The organism is Lapillicoccus sp., from assembly GCF_025353065.1.
Classification (GTDB): Bacteria; Actinomycetota; Actinomycetes; order Actinomycetales; family Dermatophilaceae; genus Lapillicoccus.
In genome coordinates, this window is the sequence record NZ_JANXRJ010000204.1 from 1 (window position 1) to 10,468 (window position 10,468).

Consider the following 10,468-nt stretch of genomic DNA (forward strand, 5'->3'; position numbering starts at 1 on the left):
GACAGGTGTCGCCACGCGGAGTTGCGACCCCAGGGCTCCTTGCCCCGCCGGGACTCCGGTGGCGGCGGCGAGGCGGGGTCGCCCTCGAGCCAGTCGCTGACGTCGTAACGGTAGAGCTGGCGCCCCCACAGCAGCCCGGCGAAGGCCCGTCGCGCCGTATGCCGGTCGACCGCGTCGACCGCGGCGGGGATGACGACGTCGTAGAAGGCGTCGGCCTCAGCGCGCCGGTCGGCCATGACGGTGTCGAAGGAGGCGAACGGCCGGGCCGGGCGGTTGCCCGCGACCAGCCGCAGTCGCACGGTGAGCGACTCCCCCGGGCCGACGGCGTCGAAGACGTAGTGCAGGGCGGCCTTCGTGCCCACACCGTCACCGGCCAGCGTCGACAGGTCACCGTGGACGATCGCCCGGTCGACCGCGTTCTTGGGGTGGGGCGAGAGGTTGGTGCTGCCGAAGAGGGTTTGAGCATCGGTCTCGTTGTCGCACACCAGGATCGACGGTTCGCCCTCGGCATACAGGGTGTAGCGACCGAGCAGGCCGTGGTCGGTCTCGACGACGCGGACGGCACCCTCGCCGAGGTCGAGGGGGTGGGTGACGCGAAGGGACGGTCGCCGGTCGTCCCGGCCCCACGACCACGTGTTGCGGAACCACAGCTGGGGCACGAGGTGAAGTGGTGCGGCGTCCGGGCCCTGGTTGGTGGCCGTGATCGTCATCAGGAGATCCTCGGGGCCGGCCTTCGCGTGGGTGACCTCGACGTCGAAGAACCGATCCTGAGCCAGGACAGCGGTGTCCGCGAGCTCGTACTCGTCGTCCTCACGGGTGCGGGCCGCGTTGGTGGCGATGAGGTCGGCGTAGGGGAAGGCGGCCTGCGGGTAGCGGTAGAGCCAGCGGGCCCACGAGTGCGTGGGGGTGGCGTCGACGTGCCACCAGTACTCCTTGACGTCCTCGCCGTGGTTGCCCTGCTCGTTGGTCAGCCCGAACAGCCGTTCCTTGAGCCGGTCGTCGTGGCCGTTCCACATCGCGACGGCGAGGTTGAGGAAGCCGAAGCGGTCACAGACACCGGCGAGGCCGTCCTCGCCCCAGCGGTAGGTGCGGGCGTGGGCCTGGTCGAAGGGGAAGGCGTTCCACGCGTCGCCGTCGGCGGAGTAGTCCTCGCGGACGGTGCCCCACTGGCGGCCGGAGACGTAGGGGCCCCAGAGTCGCCACGGGTCGGACTCGCCCGGCGACTCCGCGAGTCGGGCGTGCTCGGGCGTGGGTGGCACCGGGGACGTCGGAGTCGAGGATTTCGCGGACGCCGCGGTGTGGTGTGTGGTCACACGGGTCACTGTGCCAGCGCCGGCTGCGGCGCGGCTGCACGGCATACCAGAGGGAGCGAGCAAGATCAGGCGACGACCGGCGGCGGGTCGAAGAGCGCCTGCTCCTCGGGGCCGGGGAGGTCGAACGCCGGCAGGTAGCTCTCCAGGAGCGCGCGGGTGAGCGGCACGGCATACGGCTCGGTCACGCCGTCGCGGGCCTCGACCCGTCGGACCAGCACGTCCAGGGGGACGTCCAGCACGTGCATCTCGACCGCCACGCCGTGCTCGCGGCACCACTCGCGCTTGGCGTCGCGCTCGGACCGCAGCCAGAAGCCGTAGTCGAGCACCACGGTCAGGCCGGCCAGGGTCAGCTGCTGCGTCAGCCGCCAGAACCGCGCCTCGATCCGCTCGCGCAGGAGGTCGTCGAAGAGGTCGAGAGCGAGGTCGGTCATCCACTCGTCGGGATTGAGACGGACGGCCGGCCGGTCAGCCTCCAGCCGCCGCGAGAGGGTCGACTTCCCACTGCCGGGCAGGCCGGACAGCAGGACGAGGCGTCCGGTCCCGCTGGACACCACCCGACCTCAGACCAGGTATGCCGCGAGCTCGGCCCGCAGGACCGGCGACACCTTCGCGTGGACGAGCGTGCCGTCCTCCCGGTGCTCGGTCGTCAGCACCTCACCCTCGCCGTGCAGGCGGCTCACGAGGTCACCGCGGTCATAGGGGACGACCGCCTTGACCTCGATGTCAGGACGCGGGAGCTCTTCTGCGACAAGGGCTCTCAGCTCGTCGAGGCCCTGCCCGGTGCGGGCGGAGACGACGATGGCGTGCTTCTCGTGGCGCAGGATGCGGTCGAGAACGTCGGGGTCGGCGGCATCGGCCTTGTTGATGACGATGACCTCCTTGACGTCGGAGGCGTCGACGTCGGCGAGCACCGTGCGGACCGCAGTGATCTGCCCCTCGGGGTCGGGGTGCGAGCCGTCGACGACGTGCAGCAGCAGGTCGGCGTCGGCCACCTCCTCGAGGGTGGAGCGGAACGCCTCGACCAGCTGGGTCGGCAGCTGGCGGACGAACCCGACGGTGTCGGCGAGCGTGTAGGGGCGCCCGTCCTCGGTCTCGGCGCGACGCACCGTGGGGTCGAGGGTGGCGAAGAGGGAGTTCTCGACGAGCACCCCGGCGCCGGTGAGCCGGTTGAGGAGCGACGACTTCCCGGCGTTGGTGTAGCCGGCGATCGCGACGCTCGGGACGGCGCTGGCCTTGCGGCTGTGGCGCTTGGTGTCGCGCATCGTCTTCATCGCGATGATCTCGCGCCGCAGCTTGGCGATGCGGGTGTTGATCCGACGCCGGTCGAGCTCGATCTTCGTCTCACCCGGACCGCGCGAGCCCATGCCCTGACCCGCGGCGGCCTGGCCACCGGCCTGCCGGGACATCGACTCGCCCCAGCCGCGCAGTCGCGGCAGGAGGTACTGGAGCTGGGCGAGCTCGACCTGAGCCTTGCCCTCCTTGCTCTTGGCGTGCTGGGCGAAGATGTCGAGGATCAGCGCGGTGCGGTCGATGACCTTGACCTTGACGACGTCCTCGAGGGCACGCCGCTGTCCGGGGGTGAGCTCCCCGTCGCAGATGACCGTGTCGGCGCCCTCGGCGGCGACGATGTCGCGCAGCTCGATGGCCTTGCCCTTGCCGAGGAACGTTGCGGTGTCAGGCTTCTGACGACGCTGCATGACGCCCTCGAGCACGGTCGACCCGGCGGTCTCGGCCAGGGCGGCGAGCTCGCGCAGGGAGTTCTCCGCGTCCTCACTCGTGCCCTCGGTCCAGACCGCGGCCAGGACGACGCGCTCGAGCCGCAGCTGGCGGTACTCGACCTCCGTGACGTCCTCGAGCTCGGTGGAGAGCCCGGAGACACGGCGCAGCGCCGCGCGCTCCTCGCGCTCGAGCTGCTGGCCGTCGTAGAGCGGGCGGACGGCGGAGTCCTCCGCGAGGTAGTCGTCCTCGAAGGCGTCGGCCTCGGCACTGATGGCCGCGGCCCGGTCGGAGAGCAGGTCGGAACGTCTGGAAAGTCGAGTCATATCTCCCTTAGGGTCGCACGGTCAAACACCGTGCGCGAGGCCTTTATGCCGTCTGCCCACGCGCCTCGAGGACCGACATGCGCGTGCCCGTGGGGATGACGGCGGTGAGCTCGAGACCCGCGGCCCCGAACAACGCGGCATACTCCTGCTCGCTGCGTTCGCGGCCACCGGGGAGCACGAGCATGTTGAGGTCGGCGAACGCGGTCTCGATCTCGTATGCCGGGTCGCCCAGGAGCGCCTCGACGACGAGCACCGCCCCGCCCCGGGAGAGGGTGCGCCGGCAGGATCGCAGGATGTCGACGCACCGGTCGTCCGGCCAGTCGTGGAGGATGTACTTCAGCAGGTAGGCGTCTGCGGCGGGCACGGCGTCGAAGAAGCTGCCGCTCGCAGTGGCCCAACGGGACGCGACCGACGCCGGCACCCCTGCCGTGGGTGACAGCGGCAGCGCATGAGGCCGGTCGAACACCACCCCCGTCAGGTGCGGGTGTCGGCCCAGGACCGCCTCCAGCAGGATCCCCCGGCCGCCTCCGACGTCGACGACGCTCGACCAGGTGGAGAAGTCGACGGCATTCGCCACCGCGTCGGCGACGAGGGCGCTGTGGGCGGCCATGTTGTCGTTGAAGATCGCGTTGTGCTCCGGATGAGCCTGCCGGTGCGCCCAGATCTCCATGCCGTGCAGCGCCTCGAAGGCGTTCGCCCCCGTGCGCACGCTGTGACCCAGGTGGCCCCAGGCCGACCAGACCGCCGGGTCCTGCAGGGTTCGCCCGAGGGGGCGCAGGCTCCCCGCCACGTCCGAGCGCAGTCCCTCACCCAGCGGGGTGAGGGCGAACGACCCGTCCGCGTGCGCCGCGAAGATCCCGACGGTCGAGAGTGCGCGCAGCAGCCGGTGCAGGACGTCCGGGTCCGCAGACACCGCCGTGGCCAGGTCCGCGGCGGTGCGTGGCCCGCCGGCGAGCTGGTCGGCGAGGCCCAGCTCTGCCGCCACGCTGAGGGCCGCCGAGATGCGGTAGCCGACCAGCATCGACCGCAGCTCGTCGCGGCCCGGCGCGTCCTCGCTCATGGTTCGCAGTCTGCACCACTGCGGCGCGCCGGACCGGTGCGCTTCTATCGTGGTGCCCGTGAGCGACCACTACTTCACCGCTGCCCCGGCGAGCGCCGACGAGCGGCGCCCCCTCAGCGTCGAGCTCGCCGGCCGCCGGGTGACGGTGTCGACGGCCGACGGGATCTTCTCCTCCGACCGGGTGGACACCGGGACCGGCGTCCTGCTCCACGAGGCGCCGCCGCCGCCGGCCAGTGGCACGTTCCTCGACCTCGGGTGCGGCTGGGGCCCGATCACCCTCTCGCTCGCGATGCTCGCCCCCGAGGCGACGGTGTATGCCGTGGACGTCAACGAGCGGTCGCTGGCCCTCACCCGCACCAACGCCGACACGCTGGGGGTCGGCGACCGGGTCGTCGTCGCCCGACCGGAGGACGTGCCGCCGGACGTGCGCTTCGACCTCGTCTGGTCCAACCCGCCGATCCGGGTCGGCAAGGCGGTCCTGCACGAGATGCTGCGGGTCTGGCTGCCGCGCCTGACTGGTGACGGGGCGGCATACCTCGTCGTGCAGAAGAACCTCGGCGCCGACTCTCTCCAGCGCTGGATCGCGGATGAGGAGGGACCGCTCGAAGGGCTGGCCTGCGACCGTTTGGAGAGCGCGCGAGGGTTCCGGGTCCTGCGGGTGTTCCGCGGATGATGAGTCAGGAGAACGCGATAGCGGACGCCCGCCGATGCGTCGGCGAATGGTTCCCGGATGCCCGGGCCGCCTGGTTGGGCGGGAGCATCGTCCGGGGTGACGCCACCGCGAACTCCGACCTGGACATCGCGGTCCTGCTGACCGGCCCGCCCGCGCCTTTCCGCGACACCCGCCGGTTCGCGTCCTGGCCGGTCGAGCTGTTCGTGCACACCGACGCGTCCCTCGCGCACTACCGCGCCACGGACCTCGCCCGGCGGCAGCCGACGCTCATGCGGCTGATCGGCGAGTCCGTGGTGCTCGTCGACGTCGACGGCTCAGGAGCGCGGCTGCAGGAGGACTGTCTGCGACAGGTCACCGCCGGCCCGGGAGCCACGCCGCAGAACGAGATCGACGTCCTGCGGTATGCCGTGACCAATCTCGTCGACGACCTTTCCCCCGACGTGGACCCGCGGGAGCGGACCGCCGTCGTGACCCTGCTGTGGTCGAGTGCGGCCGAGCTGGTGCTCGCGGCATACGGGCGCTGGAACGGCACGGGCAAGGGGCTGGTGCGGGAGCTCGTCCAGCTCGACGGCCACCTGTCGACGGCCTGGGCGACCCGGCTCGACACGGGGCTGCGGTCGGCCGTCGCGGGCGATGTCGGGGACCTCGTCCTGGTGGCCGCCGAGGTCCTCGACCTCGTCGGGGGCCGGCTGCTCGAGGGCTACCGGGTCTCCGGCGAGGGCGGCTGACCGAGGGCAGGTGAGCGCGGCCGACCTCGCCGCCACCCCTCCACTTGTTGCGGTCTTTGTCAGTGCCCGGGGCTCGGGGCCACGTCGAGTGCGGGACTGCGGTCGAAGAAGCCGAACGGCTTGAGCGCGAAGCTGACGACGTCGACGGGCATGATCGGCCAGTCCTCGGGCCGGGTGATGTGGTGGATGCCGAAGACGTACCACAGCACGACGTCGGCGTCGCGGACGTTGCGACGAGCCGCCACCCACTCCGGGAGGCCGTGGTCGACGGTGCTCTGGTTGACGAACTCCCCACAGGGCCAACGCTGCTCGGGATCGTTGGGCGTGACCCAGACGGTATGCGCGATGACCTGCGCGCGGTCGAGCACGAGCGAGCCCGGGGCGAACATCGGCGGGATCGCGCCCGTCGGCACGAGCTTGTAGGCCGGGTGGCTGCCGAGCCCGTTGGTGGCCGACTCGTTCACCACCTTCCACGTCCGTTGGGTCTCCCACGACGAGTCGTCGAACCCCTCGGTCTCGATCGGCGTAGAGACCTGGACGAGCCCCAGGCCGTAGGGGTTGTCCGGTCCGATCGGCTCGATCTCGGTCTCCGAGCGCATGACCGTGTTGCCGGTCCCGTCGACGTCGAGGTCGAGCCGGGCGACGATGAAGTGCTGGTGGAACGGGGCGAAGGTCCGCTCGTCGACGAGCGTCCCGTGGGGAAATGACTGCCCCGGCGCCACGTGGCTGACCACCATGATGCCGGTCGCCCGCACCTCGCTCTCGATCGTGCCGTCCTGGTAGAAGCGCCAGTAGATGAGGTACTCGTAGTTGGCGACCGTCACGTGGAAGGAGGCGACGAGCCGTCTGGAGCGCCGTACCTCGGCCCCGGCGTCGTGGTCCACGTGCTTCCAGAGGATGGCGTCGTCCTCCTCGTGGAGGCAGATCGCGTTGGGGATCGTGTAGGGCTCACCCGCGCTGTCGTGGAGCGTCGCGTCCAGGTAGCGGATCTCCCCGAGACAGTCGCACCCGAGCTCCAGCGAGGTGGTCATGAAGCCCAGTCCCCACTCGCCGATGTCGAAGGCGGTCCGGCGGTAGTGGTCGACCCCGGGGTCGCGGTAGGGCACGACCATCTCGGCGAAGGAGAGCCGATTGGCGATCGACCGCACCCGGTCACCGTCGCGATAGGTGACCCGGCCGAGGGTCATCCCCTCTCGGTAGGTGAACCCGACCCGGAACGACCAGTTCTGCCACTCGACGAGGTTGCCGTCGAGGCTGAAGCTGGGCCCCTCGGGCTGGACGACGTCGAGCGGACGGAGCGGCGGCCGGTCGGATCGCTCTTTGACCCGTTCGGGGATGAGGCGAGGGACATACTCCCCCATGACTTCTGGGCGGTCCGGGGTCTCGCCGTCCTCGACGTCGAGGACCTCCATCGTCGCGAGGTCGATGACGCAGTGCAGGCCGTTCACGGGACCGGCGTAGGGGTTGGCGCCCGCTGAGGCCTTGACCCAGGTGTCGCTCCACCCCAGCCGGCGACCGGCATACTGCTCCGGCACCAGCGCACCACCGTAGGTCCAGGTGTCCATGAAGACCAGGTCCAGGTCGGTGATCCCGCGGCGCGTGAGCGCGGCCACGACGTCGGGGTGGCCGCGCAACGCGGCGTCGGCCTCCGTCCACTCGTCGAGGGTCACGTTGGCCTGCTCGCCGGGTCGGGCGTCGAAGCTGCGGACGACGTCGTCGGTGAGCGAGACGACGGCGACGTGGGTGAGGTTGGCCCCCCGGTCGAACAGGACTGCGCGGGCCCGACGCTCCGGCACCACCTGCGACTCCTCGAACGCGACGACCTCGGTCTTGCTCGGCTCGACGAGCTCGATCGAGGTGTAGCGCCATCCTGCGCCGACTCCGTGGTCGCGGGACAGCGCCGCCGTTGTCGCACGGAACTCGTTGGTGGACAACGGGTCAAGAGGGTGGAAGGTCATCGTCGGCCTTTCTGGAGCGGGAGGCAGGGTCTTGTGTGCCGCCCTCAGGCGGGGATCTCGATCGTCCCGTCAGCGACGAGCACCGCGGGGCCGGCCAGCTGCACGTGCTGGCCCGGCAGGACACGGACGGTGAGCCGACCACCGGGCACGTCGACGAGCCATTCGGTGTTGTCCTCCGACTCCCCCTCCCACCAGCGGGTGGCCAGGGCCGCGGCCGCGGCGCCGGTGCCGCAGGACCGGGTCTCACCCACTCCCCGCTCGTGGACCCGCATCGCGATGTGACCCGGGCCGACCGCGCGCACGAACTCGACGTTGGTGCCATGAGGTGGCTCGGGTGACACCTCGGGCGGCAGGGTCAGGTCGAGACCGTTGAGGTCGATCTCGGGGGGGAGGATGACGACGGCATGAGGGTTTCCCAGGTCAAGGCTCAGGGCGGGCAGCTCGACACCACCATGGGCGCGGACGGTCGCGCCGAAGCCGCGTTCCCTCGCCTCCGCGGCGTCGACCACGCGCCACGGGCCGAGGTCCACGGCATACCCGTCGGGAGTGGTCGTGACGGCACGGACCCCGGCGCGAGTGGCGATGGAGAAGCTCGGCACCGTCTCGAGGCCCTCGCGGCGCAGGTAGGCCGCGAAGACGCGCGCGCCGTTGCCGCACATCTCTGCGGCCGAGCCGTCCGCGTTGCGATAGTCCATGAACCACGTTGCCGCAGAGGCCTGCTCACGCACGTCGGGCTCAGTGGCGTGGATCGTCGGAACGATGCGGATGACCCCGTCGGCGCCGAGACCCGACCGCCGGTCGACGAGATGCTGCACCTGGAGCTCGCTGAGGTCATGACCTCCCTCCAGGTCGGGAATGAGGACGAAGTCGTTCTCGGTCCCGTGGCCCTTGGTGAACGCGGTCCTCGTCATGGGACCAGTGTGGCAGGGGGGAGCGGCCCGGCGGCGACCAGGTCCAGCGCCCGGTCGAGGAGGTCGGGTGCGTCGTGCGGGAGCCACACCACCCGGGCATCCGGCCGGAACCACGACTCCTGACGGCGGGCGAACCGGCGCGTCGCGGTCGCCGTCTCGGCCATCGCCTGAGCGGCCGTGAGGTGGCCGTCGAGCCGGGCGATGGCCTGGCGGTAACCCAGCGCCCGGGACGCGGTCGGCCCATCGCGCAACCCGACCGCGAGCAGCCGCTCGACCTCGTCGACGAGGCCGTCCGACCACATCCGGGCGACCCGCAGCCCGATCCGTTCGTCCAGCACCGGCCGGTCGGCGCGCAGGCCGATGACGATGGTCGGGGCGAGGTGCTCGCGCCGGGGCATCGTCGCGGAGAACGGCCGGCCGGTGAGCTCGACGACCTCGAGGGCACGCACGATCCGTCGCCCGTTGCTCGGCTCGATGGTCGCTGCGGCCGCGGGGTCACACCGCTGCAGCCGGTCCCGCAGGGCGGGCAGGCCCTCGCTGTCGAGCTCGTCCATCAGCCGCGCCCGGACCGCCGCATCCGTGGGAGGGATCTCGAGGCGGTCGAGGGCGGCGCGCACGTAGAGCCCGGACCCACCGACGAGGAGGGGTCGGTGGCCTCGGTGCCCGATGGCGTCGAGGTCGGCGCGCGCGGCCTGTTGGTATGCCGCGACGCTCGCCTCGTCGCGCACGTCGAGGACGTCGAGCTGGTGGTGCGGGACGCCCCGACGCTCGGTGACGGGCAGCTTGGCCGTGCCGATGTCCATCCCGCGGTAGAGCTGCATGGCGTCGGCGTTCACGACCTCCCCGCCGAGCCGCTCGGCGAGCGCGAGCCCGAGGTCGGACTTCCCGGTGGCGGTGGGGCCGACGACCGCGACGATCGCGTCGGCGCCTCCGCCGGCCCCGCCCTGCGAGGTCACCGCACGCTCAGACGAGGTGCTCGTCGTGCCCGCGGTCGTCGAGGCCCTCGAGTCCCTCCGGCCCGTCGAGGTCGTCGTGCCCGAAGGGGTCGCGGTCGACACCCGGCATCCAGCTGTGACCGGGGCGGCCCCAGCCGTTCTTGCGGATCGCCTTGCGCGCCCTCTTCGACCAGCGCTCGTCCAGCCGGTCGACGTAGAGCTTGCCGTTGAGGTGGTCGAACTCGTGCTGCATGCACCGGGCGAACCAGCCGGTGGCCTCGAACTCCAGCAGGGCCCCGGTCAGGTCGAATCCGCTGACCCGGGCGTGCTCGGCCCGTTTGAGGGGGAAGCTCTCGCCGGGCACCGACAGGCATCCCTCGGTCTCGAGATCGGGGTCGGGGCGTTCCGTGGAGACCTTGCTCAGCATGAGGATCGGGTTGACCACCACGCCGCGCACGGGCGCGCCGTCGTCGTTGGCCATCTCGTAGACGAAGAGGCGCCGGCCCACCCCGATCTGCGGGGCGGCGAGGCCGACGCCGTGGGCGGCGTCCATCGTGTCGAACATGTCCTGGACGAGCTGCGCCAGCTCGTCGTCGAAGGACTCGACCCGGCCCGCCGGTCGATGGAGGACCGGATCTCCGGTGATGACGACGGGACGCACGGCCATCCCCGAAGTCAAGCAGGGATCATGCCGGGAGTTCAATGTGACCCGCATGACGCTCCCGGGTCTTCGGTGAACCGGTGGTTGACGTCCCCGACGCCCCCGGGGTGACACCGCAGGGCCGGCTGGACCAGAGTGAGGACCAGGGGCCGGCACGCCCCTCCTGAGACGACGAGGGGTCCCCATG

General features: G+C 71.4%; 9 protein-coding genes and 1 pseudogene. 2 read left to right on the top strand and 8 right to left on the bottom strand.

Annotated features, from left to right (window positions below; all coding sequences use genetic code 11):
- The 4 genes and pseudogenes from Q0R63_RS15765 to Q0R63_RS15780 form a co-directional block, all read right to left on the bottom strand.
- Positions 1-1,313, bottom strand: a pseudogene (locus tag Q0R63_RS15765) (glucosidase); the annotation flags it as partial.
- Positions 1,314-1,378: 65 nt separating this feature from the next.
- The gene (locus tag Q0R63_RS15770; protein WP_295699237.1) at positions 1,379-1,864 is read right to left on the bottom strand and encodes an AAA family ATPase; all 486 of its coding nucleotides are present in this window, start codon (positions 1,862-1,864) and stop codon (positions 1,379-1,381) included.
- 9 nt (positions 1,865-1,873) lie between these two features.
- Positions 1,874-3,355 carry a GTPase HflX gene (gene hflX, locus Q0R63_RS15775; protein WP_295699240.1) on the bottom strand — a complete coding sequence of 494 codons (1,482 nt, stop codon included), beginning with the start codon at positions 3,353-3,355 and terminating at the stop codon, positions 1,874-1,876.
- A 43-nt stretch (positions 3,356-3,398) separates the two neighbouring features.
- Complete coding sequence (locus Q0R63_RS15780; RefSeq protein ID WP_295699242.1) at positions 3,399-4,415, bottom strand: methyltransferase; 1,017 nt, start codon at positions 4,413-4,415, stop codon at positions 3,399-3,401.
- A 52-nt stretch (positions 4,416-4,467) separates the two neighbouring features.
- Between Q0R63_RS15780 and Q0R63_RS15785 the strand changes: the two genes are divergently transcribed.
- Together Q0R63_RS15785 and Q0R63_RS15790 are read left to right on the top strand one after the other, a co-directional pair.
- A complete protein-coding gene (locus Q0R63_RS15785) occupies positions 4,468-5,088 on the top strand; it encodes a methyltransferase (RefSeq protein WP_295699258.1) in 621 nt (206 codons plus the stop codon).
- Positions 5,085-5,816: a nucleotidyltransferase domain-containing protein gene (locus Q0R63_RS15790; protein WP_295699245.1), complete on the top strand. Its 732-nt coding sequence runs from the start codon at positions 5,085-5,087 to the stop codon at positions 5,814-5,816. Before Q0R63_RS15785 ends, Q0R63_RS15790 begins: the two co-directional genes overlap by 4 nt.
- Positions 5,817-5,875: 59 nt before the next feature.
- On the opposite strand, the gene Q0R63_RS15795 is transcribed toward Q0R63_RS15790, so the two are convergent.
- Genes Q0R63_RS15795 through def form a run of 4 tightly spaced genes read right to left on the bottom strand, consistent with a single transcriptional unit; the run spans position 5,876 to position 10,287 of the window.
- A complete protein-coding gene (locus tag Q0R63_RS15795) occupies positions 5,876-7,774 on the bottom strand; it encodes a primary-amine oxidase (protein ID WP_295699247.1) in 1,899 nt (632 codons plus the stop codon).
- A gap of 44 nt (positions 7,775-7,818) precedes the next feature.
- Positions 7,819-8,685: a diaminopimelate epimerase gene (dapF, locus tag Q0R63_RS15800; protein ID WP_295699249.1), complete on the bottom strand. Its 867-nt coding sequence runs from the start codon at positions 8,683-8,685 to the stop codon at positions 7,819-7,821.
- Entirely contained in the window at positions 8,682-9,641 is a 960-nt protein-coding gene (miaA, locus tag Q0R63_RS15805) for a tRNA (adenosine(37)-N6)-dimethylallyltransferase MiaA (RefSeq protein ID WP_295699252.1), read from the bottom strand. The genes dapF and miaA overlap by 4 nt, the downstream gene beginning before the upstream one ends.
- A 7-nt stretch (positions 9,642-9,648) precedes the next feature.
- Complete coding sequence (gene def / locus Q0R63_RS15810; RefSeq protein WP_295699255.1) at positions 9,649-10,287, bottom strand: peptide deformylase; 639 nt, start codon at positions 10,285-10,287, stop codon at positions 9,649-9,651.
- Positions 10,288-10,468: the final 181 nt, after the last annotated feature.

What these genes read in the sequence shown, in the direction of transcription:
- hflX (WP_295699240.1), bottom strand. Translation starts at nt 3,355, where the DNA reads ATGACTCGACTTTCCAGACGTTCCGACCTGCTCTCCGACCGGGCCGCG.
- Q0R63_RS15780 (WP_295699242.1), bottom strand. Translation starts at nt 4,415, where the DNA reads ATGAGCGAGGACGCGCCGGGCCGCGACGAGCTGCGGTCGATGCTGGTC.
- Q0R63_RS15790 (WP_295699245.1), top strand. Translation starts at nt 5,085, where the DNA reads ATGATGAGTCAGGAGAACGCGATAGCGGACGCCCGCCGATGCGTCGGC.
- Q0R63_RS15795 (WP_295699247.1), bottom strand. Translation starts at nt 7,774, where the DNA reads ATGACCTTCCACCCTCTTGACCCGTTGTCCACCAACGAGTTCCGTGCG.
- dapF (WP_295699249.1), bottom strand. Translation starts at nt 8,685, where the DNA reads ATGACGAGGACCGCGTTCACCAAGGGCCACGGGACCGAGAACGACTTC.
- def (WP_295699255.1), bottom strand. Translation starts at nt 10,287, where the DNA reads ATGGCCGTGCGTCCCGTCGTCATCACCGGAGATCCGGTCCTCCATCGA.